Genomic DNA, 16,630 nt, shown 5'->3' with positions numbered 1-16,630 from the left:
CAGCGCACCGGGAGTGGCGCGCGGCGCTGTAGGATTCCAGACCGCATGTCTGACCTCGACTTCTTCCTCACAGCGGCGGCGGCGGGTGCCAGCCTGTACGCCCTGCTTACCCTGCGCGGCGCCGCCCGCCGACTGCATTACCGCGACCGTCCCGGTTTCTGGCGCGGCGCCCTGGTGCTGCTTGCCGGAGTGCTGGCCGTCCTGGCGCTGCTGGCCGTCACGTTCCTGACCAGCCTGAGTTCCGGCTGGCCGCTGTATCTCGCGTGCCTGATCGCGGCGGTCACGGCCGCCCTGACCTGGTGGGTGGATCTGGAACCGGCCCGCGTGGTGCATGCCGCGCAGTCCCGCCGCCACACTTCCCGTTGACGGCGGCCCGCCCGCCGGGTACGGACCGGGGGCATGGGTCGGGAAACCTGGGGACAACCGTTGCGTGCGAGCGGTTAGACTGATGGGCGTGCTTCCTGTCCGCCTGTTTGTCATGCTGCTGGGCCTGCTGCTGGGCGCAGTGGCCGGGCGCGCGCTGGCCGCCGCGCAACCCACCGAACTGGGCTGGGTGAACACCCTGAGCCTCATGCTGGCCGGGACGCTGATCGCGCTGCTGCTCGCGCCCCGCATCGAGAGTGCCGCGCAGGCCCTGCTGGCACGCTACGCCCGCTGGTACGCGGGCCTGTCGCCGCGCACCGTGGCCGCCGCGACCTTCGGCCTGATCGTCGCGCTGCTGCTGAGCGTCCTGATCAGCACGCTGCTCCGGAGCCTGCCGCTGTACAACTGGGTGTGGAACGTGATCATCACCCTCAGTCTGGGCGCGTTCTTCGTGTCGTTCGCCGTGCGGAACGCCGAGGCCTTCGGGCTGCTGGCCTTCCCGCAGGTGCGCCGCCGCCCCGGCAGCAAACTGCTCGACAGTAACGTGATCATCGACGGCCGCATCCTGGAACTGGCCCGCACCGGCTTCCTGGACGGCGACATCGTCGTACCGGGCTTCATCCTGCGGGAACTCCAGACCCTCTCGGACAGTCACGACGCGCAGAAACGCACGCGCGGCAAACGCGGCCTGGCCGTCCTGGAGGAACTGCGCGAGGTCCGGCCGCTGCGCGTCGAGGACTGGGACGACCCGGCGCTGCCCACCACCGACGACAAACTGATCCGGCTGGCCCGCGAGACCGGCGCGCGCATCATCACCAACGACGGGAACCTCGGCAAGATCGCCCGGCTGCACGGCGTGCAGATCCTGAGCATTCACGAGGCGGCCGTGGCCCTCAAACCCCAGGTGCAGGCCGGGGATCACCTGACCGTCACCATCAGCAAGGGCGGCCAGCAGAAGGATCAGGGCGTCGGGTACCTAGAGGACGGCACCATGGTCGTCGTGGAGGAAGGCCTGAAGTTCCGTGGCAAGCCCACCCGCGTGCTCGTGGTGAACAACGTGCAGACGAACGTGGGCCGCATGATCTTCGCCAAACTGGACCGGGAAGAGAACCAGCCGTAACCGCCCGCGCGGGGTACGAGGGAGTGAAAAGTGGTGAGTGGACCGGATGCTCTGGCGTCCCGTCCACTCACCACTCTCCATTGAGCTCTGTGCTCGGTTAGGGTGCCCGCGAACCGCCCCCGTTACAGGTCCAGTCGCTGCACGGAGCTGCCTGCCACGCTCTTGGTGACGAGCAGCCGGCTGGGCAGGCGTTCGCTGAGGCTCTCGACGTGCGTGACGACGCCCACCATGCGGCCCTGCGTGCGCAGGTTCTCCAGGGCGTTCGCCACCGCTTCCAGCGCCTGCGGGTCCAGCGTGCCGAAGCCCTCGTCGAGGAACAGCGCGCCCAGCACCTTGTTCCCTGCGAGGTAGTCGCTCAGGGCGATGGCCAGCGCCAGGGACGCCAGGAAGGTCTCGCCGCCGGACAGGGTCTTCACGCCGCGCACCTCGCCGGCGTTCCAGAGGTCCTGCACGACGTACTCGCCGGTCTGGAGGGCCAGCCGGTAGCGGCCGTCGCTGATCTCGTGCAGCAGGATGCCGGCGCGGGTCAGGAGTTGCGCCTCGATCTCGGCCAGCAGGAACTGCTGGAACTCGTTGGCCTTGAGGCTGTTCGTCAGCGCCTGCCAGGTGTCCAGCGTGCGCGAGGCGGCCAGCGCGCGTTCCTGAAGTTCCGCCTTGCGTTCCAGGCGTTCGCGCACCGAGCGTTCCTGCTCGGCGAGACTCCCGGCGCGTTCGCGGGCAGCGCTCAGGGCGGCGTCGGTGGCGGTCAGGTCGCGGGCCACCTGCGCCAGCGCGGCCGGGTCGAACGGCGCGGCGCCCAGCTGCCGGTCCAGTTCGTTCAGGGCTTCGCGCAGCTGCGCGAGTTGCGCTCCGTGCGTGCGGGCCGCCTCCTCCAGCGCGGCGATGTCGGCCTCGGGCAGGGCGGCGGCGCGGGCCTGCGTGGCGTCCAGATTCAGGGCGTTCAGGGCGGCGTTCAGGGCGGCCAGGGCCTCGGCGGCCTCCTGCTGGCGGCGGTCGGCGGTGCCCTGCACGCCGCGCAGCGTGGCGGCGGTCGCGGCGGCGTCACCCTGCGCGCGGGCCACGGCGCCCAGCGCGGCCTGCGTGGCGGCGCGCAGGGCCTGAATGTCGGCCAGGGCGGCGCGGCGCGCGCGGGCCGGGTCGGGACCGGCGGCGCGCACGCGGGCGGCCAGTCCGGCCAGCAGGCGGGCCGCGTCGGTCTGCGGGTCGCCGACGACCAGGGCCTCGGCGGCGCGCAGGTCCGCCTCGCGCTGCGTGAGTTGCTCGTCCCAGTTGCGGTACTCGCCGCGTTTCTCGTCCAGCCATGCCTGCCGGACCTTCTGCGCGCTTCGCAGGTCCGTGAAGCGCGTGCGGCGGTCCTCCAGGGTCGCGCCCAGCGCCGCGACCTGCGCCTCGAAGGTGCTCAGGTCGGCGGCGGGCGCGGCGGGCAGCGTGCGGACCGTCTGCCCGCACAGGGGGCAGTCGTCCCCGACGTGCAGGTGCGCGCGGTACGAGGCGAGGCCCGCGTCGATCCGGGCTGCCTCGAGGGCCTTCTGCGCGGCTTCCAGGTCCGTTTTTGCCCGGGTGCCCTCGCGCTGCACGCGGGTCATTTCGGCCTGCCCCTGCTCCTGCGCGCGTTCCTCGGCCGCAAAGCGGTCCTGCGCGGCCCGCAGGCTGGTGCGTTCCGCAGAGATCAGCGTGCGCTCCTGCCGGTTCTTCTCGGCCCGCTGCGCGCCCTCGCGGGCCGTCTGGAAGGCGTCCTCGTCCCAGTCGAGCGGCTGGGCGTGCGTGGTCTGCGGGGTGCCCCCGGCGCGTTTGAGGCGCGCGGCGTCACCCTCGGCGTCCCGCAGGGCCTCGGCGCGGGCCTCCAAGTCCGGGATGCGGGTCTCGGCGGTCTGCGCGGCGTCCAGCGCGGCGGCGGCGTCCTGCGCGGCGCGGGCGGCCACGTCGGCGGCGTCCTGCGCGGCCCGCAGGTCACGCCGTTCACGCTCGGCGGCGATGCGGGCGCGTTCGGCGGCGTCCAGCAGAGGCAGCACGCCCGACACGCGCCGCGCGCGGGCCGCCTGCTCGGCCCCGGCCTGCACCCCGGCGGCGCGGGCTTCCAGCGCGTTCAGGCGGCGGGCGGTGTCCTCGCGGGCCTTCCACACGCGTTCCTGCTCGCGCAGCCGCAGTTGCGCGGCCTGAAGCGCCTCGCGCGCGTCGGTCAGGCGTCCGGCCTCGGCGTCCGTGGCTTCCCGCTCGGCGCGCAGCGTGTCGGCCGCCTCGGCGGTCACGCCCGCGTACTCGGAGTCCAGCAGGCCGCTCAGGCTCTGCGCTTCGAGTTTCAGGGTCTTGGCGCGGTCCGAGGCGACCCGCTGCATGGCCGCCACGTGATCCAGCCCTGTCAGTTCGCCCAGCAGCGCCTGCCGCTCCCTGCCGGTGCCGTGCAGCACCCGTGAGAACTCGCCCTGCGGCAGCATCACGCTGCGCGCGAACGTCCGGAAGTCCAGGCCCACCGCCCGCCGGATGCGTTCGCTGATGCCCTTGGCCCCGCCGTCCGACAGGTTCGCCCATCGGCCGTTCGCGTCCAGCCGCTCGAAACGCACCTCGTTCTCGGCCTGCCTGCGGCCCTTCGTGCGCGAGGCGCGGTACGTCACGCCGGCCACCTCGAACGTCAGGCTGACCGACAGGCCCCGCTCGCCCTGCGAGATCAGCGCGTCCAGTCCCGACGCGCCCAGCCGCGCCGTCTGCCCGTACAGCGCGAACGTCATGGCGTCCAGCAGGCTGCTCTTGCCGCTCCCGGTCGGCCCGACCAGCGCGAACAGTTCCAGGTCCCCGAACTCCAGACTCGTGAACTGCCGGAACGCCGTGAATCCCTGCAACTCCAGTTTGATCGGCTTCATCGGGGCGCCTCCGGCGTGTTGATGGTTGATGGCAGATGGCGGATGGCAGATGGCTCTGTGCGCTTCACGCGCTCTCCTCGGTGCGGGCGAGTTCGTCGGCTTCGCGGAAGGCGGCGCGCAGGTCGTCGGGCAACTCGCCGCGTTTCTCGCGGTGGTAGCGTTCGTACAGGTCCATCAGGCTCAGGCCCTCGCGTTTCAGGTCGGGCGTGGCGAGGTCCTCCTGCGCGGCGTCCAGTTCGACGGCCAGGGTGGTAGGCGCGAGTTTCAGCACGCGGTCCTTCAGGCCGGGCAGGGCGGTCCCGGCGGGGGCGCGCACCACGACCTTCAGCAGGCCGCCGAAGTCGCTCAGGGCCGCGAGGCGCGACTCGACGTTCTCCAGGTCCACGCGCACGGTCCGCAGTTCCCGCCCGCTGACGAGCGGCAGGGCGTGCACACGGGCGGGCCGTCCGGCCTCGACCTCCACGAGGTTCACCTGTTTCTTCTCGCCCGCCTCACCGAAATCCAGCTGAATGACGCTGCCGGGGTAGTACGCGGGCGGCGTGTCGGAGACCTGCTGCGGCTTGTGCACGTGCCCCAGCGCCACGTACTGCGCGCCGGGCGGCAGTTGCAGGCCCGAGAGGGTGTAACTGTTCGTCAGGTCGAACTGCATGGTGCGCTCGGACCCGCTGGGAACGGCGCCGTCCATGGTGGCGTGCGCCATGAGCATGTTCACGCTGCTCCCGGTAAAGCCCTCGCCCAGGCGGCGCAGGAAGAAGCCCATGCCCTCGCGGTACTTCTGCCGCCACGCGCCGGTGTCGCCGCCCAGCAGGTCGGCGGCCTTCACCAGCCGCCGCTCGGACAGGTACGGCAGGGCGCCCACGACCAGCCGCTCGCCGCCGCGCGTCTCGACGGTGCGGATCATGTCGGCCGGGTTCGCGGTGGGCTGCGCGACGACCTGCACGCCCACCCAGCCCAGCAGCCCCGTGACCGACGCGAGGCGCGCGGCGCTGTCGTGGTTCCCGGCGATGACCACGCCCGGAACGCCCTGGTCGCGCAGACGCAGGAAGAAGTCGAACACGGCGGCCTCGGCGTCGGCGCTGGGGTTGCCCGTGTCGAACAGGTCGCCGGATACCAGGACCACGTCCGCGCGTTCCGTGCGGGCCAGTCCGGCGATCTCGGTCAGGGCGTCGTGCACTTCCGGCGTCCGGTCAAAGCCACGCAGGGATCGCCCGGCATGGAAATCAGCAGTATGAAGTACGCGCATCACAGAAAAAAATAGCATGGAGCCCACCTCACCCCGACCGCGCCTGCATACGGACCGCCTGCCAGTGCATACGCCACTCTGGCTACCTGACCGTCATTCCTGGCACCTGCGTGGCCCTGACTCCTGCGCGGCTGGCAAAAGGCAGGTGCTGGTGTCTGTATGCTCGCCAACCAGCCTGTTCTGTCCAGAGAGAAAAGATGAATACTTGAAAGGCCCCTGAATATGTATTCAACGGGTCATTTATCATATTTATTTCCGGCAAACACTGCAAAGATACTGGCATGTATAGCAATGACCTCGACCTGTACACCAAAGCCCGCCTGCGGGAAACGCAGGACGTGGCCCGCTCCCAGCGCCCGGCCCGCTCCCTGACCCGCTGGGTGCGCCGCGCCGCCCGTCGCCTCAGCCGCCGCTGACCCCCTTTCCGCGCCCCGGCCCCGTTTTGTTCATGGCGGAATGGGCCGGGGCTTGCTATGCTGCTGGTCTATGTCGTTTTCCTCTCCTGCCGAGACTTTCCGCGTGTCTGGCGGTGTGAACAGGGTGCGGTTCCGTGCGGACTCGGGTTTCACGGTCATGACCGCCCGCATCCGCAACGAGGAGGGCGAGGACCCCGACGCCACCGTGATCGGCGTGATGCCGCCCCTGGAGGCCGGGGATACCTTCAGCGCCGACGTGCTGATGGAAGAGCACCGCGAGTACGGGTACCAGTACCGCGTGCTGAACCTCGTGCTGGAGGCCCAGCCGACCGACCTGACCGACGCCGGAATCGCCGCGTACCTGGAGGCGCGGGTGGGCGGCGTGGGCAAGGTCCTGGCCGGGCGGATCGCCGGGATGTTCGGCGCGGCGACCTTCGACATCCTGGAGAACGACCCGGACCGGCTGTTGCAGGTGCCGGGCGTGACGGCCAGCACCCTGCACAAGATGACCCAGAGCTGGTCGCAGCAGGGCCTGGAACGCCGCCTGCTGGCCGGGTTGCAGGGCCTGGGCCTGAGCATCTCGCAGGCGCAGCGGGCCGTGAAGCACTTCGGCGAGGCGGCGCTGGAACGCCTGCAGGCGGACCTGTTCGTGCTGACCGAGGTCGAGGGCATCGGCTTTCTGACCGCCGACAAGCTGTGGCAGGCGCAGGGCGGCGCCCTGGACGACCCGCGCCGCCTGACCGCCGCCGCCGTGTACGCCCTGCAACAGGCGGCGCAGCAGGGCGGGCACTCGTTCCTGCCGCGTGCCCGCGCGGAGCGGGGCGTGGCGCACTACACCCGCGTGACCCCCGCCCAGGCCCGGCTGGCCGTGGAAACCGCCGTGGAACTGGGCCGCCTGAGCGACGACACGCCGCCGCTGCTGGACACGCAGGACGCGCTGCACGATTCCAGTCGCATCTACCTGCCGCCCACCCTGCGCGCCGAGAAGAAACTCGCGGGCCTGATCCGCACGCTGATCGCCACGCCCCCCGCCGGGGACGAGTGGATCGTCCCGAAAGGCGCAGCAAAGGGCCTGTCCGCCGAGCAGGCGGGCGTGCTGGACCTGCTGGCCGATCACCGGCTGGTCGTCCTGACCGGCGGCCCCGGCACCGGTAAGAGCACCACCACCCGCGCCGTCGCGGACCTCGCCGAGAGCCTGGGCCTGGAAGTCGGCCTGTGCGCCCCGACCGGCAAGGCCGCCCGCCGCCTGGGCGAGGTGACGGGCCGCACGGCCAGCACCATTCACCGCCTGCTGGGGTACGGCCCGGCGGGCTTCCGGCACAACCACCTGGAACCCGCCCCGTACGACCTGCTGATCGTCGACGAGGTCAGCATGTGCGGCGACGGCCTGATGCTCTCGCTGCTCTCGGCGGTCGCGCCGGGCGCGCGGGTGCTGCTGGTGGGCGACACCGACCAGCTGCCCCCGGTGGACGCCGGCCTGCCCCTGCACGCCCTGACGCAGACCGCGCCCACCGTGCGCCTGACGCAGGTGTACCGGCAGGCGGCCGAGAACCCCATCATCCGCGCCGCGCACGGCCTGCTGGAAGGACAGGCGCCCGCGTGGGGCGACCCGCGCCTGAACATCACGGAAACCGAACCGGATGTCGGCGCGCGGCGCGTGGCGCTGCTGGTCCGCGACCTGGGCGGCCCCACGCAGGTGCAGGTCCTGACGCCCATGCGCAAGGGACCGCTGGGCGTGGACATGCTCAACCACCACCTGCAGGGCCTGTTCAACCCCGGCGAGGGCGGCGTGCGCATCGCGGACGCGCACGCCCGGCCCGGCGACGTGGTCGTGCAGACCAAGAACGACTACACGAACGAGGTCTTCAACGGCACGGTCGGCACCGTCCTGAAAGCCGACGGGTCGCGCCTGACCGTGGATTTCGACGGGAACATCGTGGAACTCGCGGGGGCGGAACTGTTCAACCTGCAACTCGGGTACGCGCTGACGGTGCACCGCGCGCAGGGCAGCGAGTGGGGCACCGTGCTGGGCGTGCTGCACGAGGCGCACATGCCCATGCTCAGCCGCAACCTCGTGTACACGGCCCTGACCCGCGCCCGCGAACGCTTCTTCGCGGTGGGGTCCGGCAGCGCGTGGCAGCGGGCGGCGGGCCGTCAGCGCGAGGAGCGGCACACGGCGCTGCTGGAACGCATCCGCGCCCGGTAGGCTGGCCCGCTCAGGTTCCTGCACACACCCGGCGCTGAATCGGGCAAACCATCTTACAGAACTGTCACTGGAAGTCACGCGGATTTGAGGATTTTCACAGTCCCCGCATTGGGGGTGAGATTTTTCTCATTCGCGGCCCATACTGGGAGCCATGCGGCCATCAGATCGTACCCAGGGCGCGACGCTGATCGTGTCGCTGCTGTTCGTCATGCTGATCCTGGCCGTGATCATGAGCGTCACCGCTCAGGTCACGCTCGCCACCCGGCGCTCCAGCGTCGATCAGGATGCCATCGTGCGCGCCCAGTTCGCCGCCGAGTCCGGCGCGGCCCGCGTGCAGGCCCGGCTGCGCGTCATGGGCGGCCTGCTCAGCAGCGCCTCTCTGCCCCCGGACGGCGCGCAGGTCATGAGCGACCTCGCCGCGCTGTGCGGCCTGAGCAGCCTGCCCGCCGCCGCTGACGGCGCGACCCTCTGCACCCTGAACCCCACGACCGGCCTGAACAGCGCCGGCACTGGCGTGAACGCCCGCGTCTCGCTGCTCGTGAACGCCGTGAACCAGCAGGCCTTCCTGGAAGCCGGCATCGCCGGAGCCACCCCCGAGGTCCGCAGCCGCTTCTGGTCCGACCTGTTCTCCGGCACGCAGGGCGTCCCCCTGAACGGCGATCAGGACGCCTCCACGTACACCGTCAGTTACGGCCTGAAACCCCTGGCCGTCATCCGGGACAGCGCCACCCAGTACCGCGTGACCTTCGAAGTACCCGACGTGGTCGTCACGGGCCGCGCCGGGGCGGCCACCCGCACCGTCCGGGTCCGGTCGAACCTGCCCACCCTGAACCTGCTGGTCAGCCAGCCCTCGCTGGCCCCCTACGCCCTGCTGACCAACCACCACTTCAACAGCGCCGCCTCCGAGAACAGCAGCGACCGCATCACCTTCACCAGCCGCACCCTGTTCAGCGGCCCGGTCCACACCAACCAGCAGTTCATGTTCCAGGGCAAACCCTGGTTCGGGGGGGCCGTCACCAGCGCCGGCTGCCCCGCCGGGAGCCTGGGGCCGCAGTGCAACGCCATCACGAAGGCCGCCGCGCAGCCCGGCGCGTACTTCGCCGGAACCTACCGCAGCGCCGCCGACATGACCCCCAGCGCCAGCGCGCCCACCGAGTGTGCCACCGGCGACACGGCCTGCGCCGCCAACCCCAGTATTGCCCCCACCTTCGCGGCGGGCGTGGACTGGGACTCGCCGGTCCTGCCGCTGCCCATCAACGGCAACAACCAGCAGGCGGCGGCGCAGGCGGGCGGGATCGCCATTGCCGGGAACGTCAGCAGCCTCAGCCTGTACCGAGACACGGTCGGCGGGCAGGACGTGCAGCGCGTGACATTCACCACCGACGCGGGCGGCGCGCCCGTCACCACCCAGCTGGCCTTCGGCACGGACCGCCGCCTGCGCATCCTGGCGCCCGACGGCAGCTGGCAGGACGCCACCCGCAACCCCGACGGCACCTTCGCGCCCGGCACGCCCGCCGCTGGCTTCAACGGCGTGATCCACGTCAGCGGGAACGTCGGCAGCCTGAACGCCGGACCGAACGCCGCGTCAGGCGCCGCCATCGCCCCCTTTGCCGGAGTGACCCTGGCCGCCGACGGCGACATCGACATCACCAGCGACCTGCGCTACGCCGACCCCCCGTGCAGCGGCGCGCACACCCGCAACCCGGACGGCACCGTCACGCCCGCCCCCTGCACCAACCTGAACGCACAGAACATCCTGGGCATCTACGCCAGCCAGGGCAACGTGAACCTCATCCGCCCCGGCAACGGCAAAGCCACCGAACTCGGGAACAACCCCACCATCCACGCCGTCCTGATGGCCGGACAGGGCGCCGTGCAGGTCGACGGCTACAACACCGGCGGCGCCCTGGGCAGCGTCAACCTGATCGGCGGCGTCATCGAGAACTACTACGGCGCGTTCGGCACCACCAGCGGCGACGTGCAGCAGACCGGGTACAGCCGCAACTTCGTGTTCGACCCCCGCACCCTGGCCGGGCTGCGCCCCCCGTACTTCCCGACAGCCGAAACCTGGACGGTCGGCCTGTACGACGGCGCCACCCCCGTCGCCGAACCCCGCCTGCGCGGCGACACCGTCAGCACGGCAGGGAACCCGTGAAGGCCGCCCGCACCCGGCAGGCCGCCTTCACGCTGCTGGAACTGCTGATTGCCATGGCCATCCTGGCAGTCGTGGCGGGTATCTTCAGCTTCTCGCTGATCGGCACGTACCGCGCCAACCAGGTGCGCGAGGCCGCCTCGCAACTGACCGGCGACCTGCGCCAGGCGCGCAGCGAGGCCCTGAAAACCGGGCAGTCCGCCAGCGTCACGGTCGCCGCCAACTCGTCCACGTACACCTTCACGCGCGCCGGAACGCCGCAGACGCGCACGCTGCCAGCCGGGGTCACGCTGACCGGCGCGAGCGGCGGCCCCAGCGTCGTGTACGTCGCCCCGACCGGCACCACTGGCGGCAACGGCGTCACCTGGACCCTCACCAGCCCCGGCGGCACGCGCAGCCTGAAGGTCAAGGTCGTCGGAATCACCGGAAAGGTCATGATCGATGCAACGAACTAACCGCACCCAGCCCACGCCCACCCGGACCACGCCCGCGCAGACCACGCCCGCGCAGACCGGCCGCACGCAGGGGTTCACGATCATCGAGGTGCTCGTGGCCGTGTTCCTGACCAGCGTCATCGCCCTGGTCGTCCTGACCCCCCTGACCGGCTTTTTCGGCCTGACGCGCCGCAGCAACCAGCAGGTCACGGCCACGCAGCAGGCGCAGCAGGTCATCGAGGCCGTGCGCGGCGACTGGCTCAGTGTCGCCAACTACGACCAGCGTTGCGCGACCCAGCCCCTCCCGGCAGGCGCGCAGGTCACGCTGACCAACCTGGACGTGAACGGCAACCCCACCGGCACCCCCGCCCTGAACACCACCTGCGGCAGCAACCCACCGGACACCGCGCCCGTGCGGCGCATCAACGTGCAGGTCACGCTGGGCGGCGCGACCTCCAGCCTCAGCGTGGACGTGGCCCGCCCATGACCACCCCGCCGCCAACCCGCCCCGACGTGCACACGGCCGCCTTCACCCTGATCGAACTGCTCGTGGCCGTCGCGCTGGCCCTGATCATCATGTTCGCCGCGTCCTCGTTACTCATCTCGTCGTCGCGGTCGTCCGGTGACCTTCAGGCGCGCAACGACCTGCTTCAGGAATTCCAGATCGCGCAGAACTACCTGATCGCCAACGTCCGCGAGGCCGCGTACGTGTACCCGCAGGGCACCACCCTGAACCTGGGCGGCGGAGATACGACCAAACGGCCCGGCGGGGGCGCCTGGGTGGTCGGCAGCGCCTCGGCACCCATCCTCGCCATCGTGAAGGCCCCGCAGGAAGCTGTGAGCGGCTGCAGCTCCACCAACGGGAACGCCTGCTACAAGTTCAAGGCCTATTACCCGGTGCTGCGTAAAACCTGGGTTGACGACTCCACCGGTACCCAGAACGATCCCGGCGCGGACCCCAGCAACGAAGGCAGCTGGCTGCTCATCGAGTACACCAAGAACCTCGTGCAGACCACGCCGCCCACCGTCACCGAGCTGACGGCCCTGGCCCCCGGCGGCCTGAACGGCGCGAACGGCAAACTCCTGCTGGACTACGTGCAGCCCGCCGTGACCGGCCTGCCCCCGCTGTTCACCGCGCCGCCCGCCGGGCCGCAGGTGGCCGGGCAGACCCGCGTGACCGTGAACCTCAGCGTCAGCCGCACCGTGGCAGGCAAGGCCGTGGTCGTCCCGGCCCGCCCCGGCACCGACCCCACCACCTGGGTGCAGGGCGTGCTGGTCTCGCCGCGCAACGTGGGCCGCCTGAACCCCTGACGCGCCCACCCGCCGGCCTGCCTTGCCGGGTGGGCCGGTGCGATACGGATTCCGTCTGTTTCGCTGACAACCCGGAACCCCACCGGGTTGCCAACTCCACGCCCGGAACCCGCCTGGCTCCTTCTCGCATCCGCTCGGATTGCATGGGCTTCGCAGCCCACTCAATCGGAGTCCGTGTGATAGGATCAAATCCCGGAGGCCGAGCGCCCCGGTTTTTCTTTTTGGCCCCGTTGCAGTGGGGTGGCCCCGCGTGGGGCGGGCGCTCGCGGTCAGACATGAAATACATCTTCGTTACAGGCGGCGTCGTCAGCAGCCTCGGTAAAGGCGTGGCCAGCGCGTCCCTCGGGGCGCTGCTGCGCGCGCGCGGCTACCGCGTCACGGCCGTCAAGATCGACCCGTACATCAACATCGACGCCGGCACCATGCGCCCCTACGAGCACGGCGAGGTCTTCGTCACGGCCTCGGGCGCCGAGACGGACCTGGACATCGGTAACTACGAACGCTTCCTGGACCTGGACATTCCGCCGGGCAGCAACATCACGACCGGGCAGGTGTACCAGGAAGTCATCCGCAAGGAACGCGCCGGGGATTACCTGTCGCAGACCGTGCAGGTCATCCCGCACGTCACGGACGAGATCAAGAGCCGCATCCGCGCCGCCGGTGAACGCGCCGGGGCCGAGATCGTCCTGATCGAGGTGGGCGGCACCGTGGGCGACATCGAGAGCCTGCCGTTCCTCGAGGCGATCCGGCAGTTCAAGTTCGACGAGGGCGACGAGAACGTCCTGTACCTGCACCTGACCCTGGTGCCGTACCTGGGTACCAGCAACGAGTTCAAGACCAAACCCACCCAGCACTCGGTCGCGGAACTGCGCTCCGTGGGCATCAGCCCGGACATCGTGATGGTCCGCAGCAAGGAGAAACTCCCGGCCGAGATCACCCGCAAGATCGCCGCGTTCACCAGCGTGCGCGAGAACCGGGTGTTCTCCAGCTTCGACGTGTCGCACGTGTACGAGGTGCCCCTTGCCCTGGAGGAACAGGGCCTGGGCAAGACCGTCGAGGACATCCTGGCCCTGGAACGCACGCACCCGAACCTGGGCGTGTGGCAGAACGCCGTCAGGACCATCAAGCAGCCCACCCGCGAGGTCACGATCGCCATTGCCGGGAAGTACACCGCCATGCCCGACGCGTACCTGAGCCTCATGGAGTCCCTTACGCACGCCGGGATCGCCAACGACGCCCGCGTGAACATCCAGTGGGTGAACGCCGAGGACCTCGCCGACGCCAGCGTCACGCCCGACGACGTGCGGGAACGCCTCGCCGCTGCCGACGGGATTCTGGTGCCCGGCGGGTTCGGCATTCGCGGGATCGAGGGCAAGGTCCGCGCCGCGCAGTACGCCCGCGAGAGCGGCACCCCGTACCTGGGCATCTGCCTGGGCATGCAGATCGCCGTGATCGAGTACGCCCGCCACAAGGCCGGCCTGGAAGGCGCGAACAGCGCCGAGTTCGACGAGTACGCCCCGCACAAGGTCATCGACCTGATGCCCGAACAGCTGGAAGTGGCCGGGATGGGCGGCACCATGCGCCTGGGCGACTGGCCCATGGACCTCCAGGCCGGCACGAAGATCGCCGAACTGTACGGCGTTCCGCAGGGCGGCACCGTCCGCGAACGCCACCGCCACCGCTTCGAGGTGAACCCCGCGTACACCCGCCAGCTTCAGGACGCCGGACTGGTCATCAGCGGCGTGACTCCCGGCGTGGAAGGGCGCGGCGCGGGCCTCGTGGAAACCATCGAGATTCCCGGCCACCCGTTCTTCGTGGCCCTGCAGGCCCACCCGGAATTCAAGAGCCGCCCCATGCGCCCCAGCCCTCCCTTCGCCGCCTTCGTCAAGGCCGCGCTGGACGCCCAGCAGGCGTAACCACGGTCAGGGGAGGGGGGCGGCGGCGCGAGGCGTGGCCGCCCCCCTCGCTGTTGGGGGTGTGGGGCGTGGGCGACCTTGACAGGGGAGGCCGGGTCGCGCACACGCTGTTGACCATCAGCCATCAGCCATCAGCCATCAGCCATCAGCCATCAGCCATCAGCCATCAGCCATCAGCCATCAGCCATCAACCGCCCAGCCCCAGCTGGCGCAGCGCGGCGTCCACCTGCGCTTCCAGGTGGGCGTGGTCGCCGCTGTTGTCGATGACGACGGTGGCGCGCTGGCGTTTCTGGTCGGCGGGCATCTGGCGGGCGTCGCGGGCCAGGACCTCGGGTTCGCTCAGGCCGCTGCGGTCCATGACGCGCCGCACGCGCAGCGGGAGGGGGGCATCCACGACGATCACGGCGTCCATCTGCGCGTGCAGGCTGCCCTCGAACAGCAGGGGTACGTCCTGCACGACCACGCGTTCGCCGCGCGCGGCGGCCTGATCTTCCAGCGCCGCCATGCGCGTCCGGACGCGTGGGTGCGTGATGGCGTTCAGGTCCGTCAGCGCGGCCGGGTTGCCGAACACCTGCGCGGCCAGCGCGGCGCGGTCCAGGGTGCCGCCCACGACCACACCGGGGAAACGGGCGTCCAGCAGGGTCAGCACCTCGGGGTCCTGCGTGACCAGGCGTGCCTGCTCGTCGGCGTCCAGGACGGTCAGGCCGCGTGCGCGCATCAGGGCTGCGACGGTGCTCTTGCCCGCGCCGATGCTGCCGGTCAGTCCGATCCGGCGGACGGTGCGCGGCGCGGTCGGTGGCACGGGGGGTGCGTTACCGGCTGGGTGACGGTCGGCGGGACTCATGTGTCTGACTGTAGCAGCGACTGCGGAGCGAGCCGGGACGCCTGCCGTGGAGCGCGCCGGGCGTGGTCTCTATCAGACACCGGTCATTCGGTCGGTGAAGACTGTCAGAATGAGCTTCTGCGCATCTCACAGCGACTTCACCCGAGCTGTGACCGTTCTCACGTATTATCCGCTCATGCCACATTCTGGCAGGGCGTGGTCAGCCCGGCGCACCGTTGCCGGACTGAACCCCACGGAGGTTTCCGAGTGAATCGACGCACGACTGTTTCTGGCCTGCTGGGCCTGCTGACCACCCTGGGCCTCGCGGCGGCCCAGACCACCACCACGCCCGTTCCCGTGGCCCCGGCCGCTCCGGCTCCGGCAGCCCCGACTCCCGCTGCGGTGCCTCCGGCGGCGCCCGTGCGGGCCATTCCGGCGGCGAATTACGTGGCGCTGGGCGTGTACTACTACGAGCAGGGGCAGTTCGATCAGGCGTACGTGGCGTACCGTGCCGCGAGCGAAGTCGACCCCCGCAACACCGACGCCCTGATCGGCCTGGGCCGCTCGCAGGTGAAACTGCGCCTGTACAGCGCCGGGATCGAGACGCTCAAGCGGCTGATCAGCGTGGACAGCCGCAACTTCGACGGGTACATCTCGCTGTCGCAGGCGTTCGTGCAGCAGTACATCGGCGCGGGCGACCGCGCGGCCGTCAGCGGCAACCTGAGCGAGGCGCTGCGCGTCCTGACCGACGCCGAGGCGATCGCGCAGGCGGCCGGGACGGGCCGGAACGTGCAACTGAGCCGCGTCTGGAACGAGCGCGGGTACGTGTACAAGTTGCAGGGCGACGCCACGAAAGCCATCGAGGCGTTCCGGCAGGCGACCACCCTGAACCCCGACAACTCGATCCTGCTGTACAACCTGGGCGACATGTACTACGCGACCGGGAATATCCCGCAGGCGCTGGATTACCTGCAACAGGCGGTGATCGTGGACCCCCGCGACGCCTTCAACCGCGCGTACTACGCCAAGCTGCTGGCCCTGAGCGGCAACATGACGGCCGCCCGGCCCGAGGCGGCGCAGGCGGCGAGGCTGGCCCCCAAGAACGCCTACGCGGTCGGTCAGTACGGCGTGGTCAGTTACCTGAGTAAGGACACGGCCACCGCCCGCGCGCAGCTGACGCAGGCCGTGACGCTCGACCCGCTGCGGTACCCGGAGTTCTACTACTACCTGGGTCGCCTGAACCTGGACGGCGGCGACCTGAAGACCGCGCGCGAGAACCTGACGCGCGCCGCCGCGCTGGGCAGCGCCACGCCCGAGTACCTGTACTACCTGGGCCTGAGTTACGAGCGTGGCGCGGGCGCGGTGGCGCCTGACCGCCTGAAGGCCCGCGAGAACTACGAGGCGGCCCTGAAGCTCAGCCCGGCCTACAAGGCCGCGCAGGACGGCCTGAACCGCGTGCGCTGAGGCCGGCCGGGCCTGCCAGACGGGTCCGGGCTGTTTCTGTCACAGAACTCTTACAGAGCTTCACAGGTCTCTCACAACACTTTTTCTGCGGGGCGGTCAGCGAATCAGGGCGGACCGCCCCCTTGCTGTACCGGCCTTCCCCCCAGCCAGGAAAGCGGAGGGCGGCATAAAGTGCGTCTGAGGCGACATTTATCCGGATAGGCAGTGGGGCCGCACCTGTCGATTTCGTACCCCCATATGGGGGTGATCGGCGGGGGGGCACTTCATCAAACGCGTCGTGAGCGGCCTGAAAGGGGCCTCTGGCTAAGGTAAGGGCACTTCAAC

The 16,630-nt window shown here is 70.5% G+C and carries 13 protein-coding genes; 10 read left to right on the top strand and 3 right to left on the bottom strand.

Features of this window, described 5'->3' with window-relative positions; all coding sequences use genetic code 11:
• Nucleotides 1-45 precede the first annotated feature (45 nt).
• On the top strand, nucleotides 46-366 hold the full coding sequence (locus tag IEY70_RS08095) for a hypothetical protein (RefSeq protein WP_189064498.1): 321 nt from the start codon (nucleotides 46-48) through the stop codon (nucleotides 364-366).
• An 88-nt stretch (nucleotides 367-454) separates the two neighbouring features.
• Nucleotides 455-1,483 carry a PIN/TRAM domain-containing protein gene (locus tag IEY70_RS08090; RefSeq protein ID WP_189064497.1) on the top strand — a complete coding sequence of 343 codons (1,029 nt, stop codon included), beginning with the start codon at nucleotides 455-457 and terminating at the stop codon, nucleotides 1,481-1,483.
• 122 nt (nucleotides 1,484-1,605) lie between these two features.
• Here IEY70_RS08090 and IEY70_RS08085 read toward each other — a convergent pair whose 3' ends face one another.
• A complete protein-coding gene (locus IEY70_RS08085) occupies nucleotides 1,606-4,341 on the bottom strand; it encodes an AAA family ATPase (RefSeq protein WP_189064496.1) in 2,736 nt (911 codons plus the stop codon).
• Nucleotides 4,342-4,405: 64 nt separating this feature from the next.
• Nucleotides 4,406-5,584: an exonuclease SbcCD subunit D gene (locus tag IEY70_RS08080; protein WP_189064543.1), complete on the bottom strand. Its 1,179-nt coding sequence runs from the start codon at nucleotides 5,582-5,584 to the stop codon at nucleotides 4,406-4,408.
• A 281-nt stretch (nucleotides 5,585-5,865) separates the two neighbouring features.
• On the opposite strand from IEY70_RS08080, the gene IEY70_RS21285 reads away from it, so the two are divergent.
• From IEY70_RS21285 to pyrG, 7 genes are all read left to right on the top strand, one after another.
• Nucleotides 5,866-6,000 (top strand): hypothetical protein, encoded by a 135-nt coding sequence (locus IEY70_RS21285; protein ID WP_268243905.1) that lies wholly within the window; start codon nucleotides 5,866-5,868, stop codon nucleotides 5,998-6,000.
• Nucleotides 6,001-6,070: 70 nt separating this feature from the next.
• Complete coding sequence (recD2, locus tag IEY70_RS08075; protein WP_189064495.1) at nucleotides 6,071-8,206, top strand: SF1B family DNA helicase RecD2; 2,136 nt, start codon at nucleotides 6,071-6,073, stop codon at nucleotides 8,204-8,206.
• Between the two features lie 151 nt (nucleotides 8,207-8,357).
• A complete protein-coding gene (locus IEY70_RS08070) occupies nucleotides 8,358-10,361 on the top strand; it encodes a DUF4900 domain-containing protein (RefSeq protein ID WP_189064494.1) in 2,004 nt (667 codons plus the stop codon).
• Nucleotides 10,358-10,813 (top strand): pilus assembly FimT family protein, encoded by a 456-nt coding sequence (locus tag IEY70_RS08065; RefSeq protein ID WP_189064493.1) that lies wholly within the window; start codon nucleotides 10,358-10,360, stop codon nucleotides 10,811-10,813. The genes IEY70_RS08070 and IEY70_RS08065 overlap by 4 nt, the downstream gene beginning before the upstream one ends.
• Nucleotides 10,800-11,279 carry a prepilin-type N-terminal cleavage/methylation domain-containing protein gene (locus tag IEY70_RS08060; protein ID WP_189064492.1) on the top strand — a complete coding sequence of 160 codons (480 nt, stop codon included), beginning with the start codon at nucleotides 10,800-10,802 and terminating at the stop codon, nucleotides 11,277-11,279. Before IEY70_RS08065 ends, IEY70_RS08060 begins: the two co-directional genes overlap by 14 nt.
• Nucleotides 11,276-12,103 carry a PulJ/GspJ family protein gene (locus tag IEY70_RS08055; RefSeq protein WP_189064491.1) on the top strand — a complete coding sequence of 276 codons (828 nt, stop codon included), beginning with the start codon at nucleotides 11,276-11,278 and terminating at the stop codon, nucleotides 12,101-12,103. The genes IEY70_RS08060 and IEY70_RS08055 overlap by 4 nt, the downstream gene beginning before the upstream one ends.
• A 275-nt stretch (nucleotides 12,104-12,378) precedes the next feature.
• Nucleotides 12,379-14,019, top strand: a complete 1,641-nt coding sequence (pyrG, locus tag IEY70_RS08050; protein WP_189064490.1) for a CTP synthase — start codon at nucleotides 12,379-12,381, stop codon at nucleotides 14,017-14,019.
• A 187-nt stretch (nucleotides 14,020-14,206) separates the two neighbouring features.
• Here pyrG and coaE read toward each other — a convergent pair whose 3' ends face one another.
• On the bottom strand, nucleotides 14,207-14,863 hold the full coding sequence (gene coaE / locus IEY70_RS08045; RefSeq protein ID WP_189064489.1) for a dephospho-CoA kinase: 657 nt from the start codon (nucleotides 14,861-14,863) through the stop codon (nucleotides 14,207-14,209).
• A gap of 246 nt (nucleotides 14,864-15,109) precedes the next feature.
• Between coaE and IEY70_RS08040 the strand changes: the two genes are divergently transcribed.
• Entirely contained in the window at nucleotides 15,110-16,306 is a 1,197-nt protein-coding gene (locus IEY70_RS08040; protein WP_189064488.1) for a tetratricopeptide repeat protein, read from the top strand.
• The last annotated feature ends 324 nt before the right edge of the window (nucleotides 16,307-16,630 follow it).

Origin of the sequence: Deinococcus seoulensis (assembly GCF_014648115.1) — a bacterium.
Classification (GTDB): Bacteria; Deinococcota; Deinococci; order Deinococcales; family Deinococcaceae; genus Deinococcus; species Deinococcus seoulensis.
Note: the sequence above shows the minus strand (reverse complement) of the source record. Positions and strands in the feature narration are given on the sequence as shown.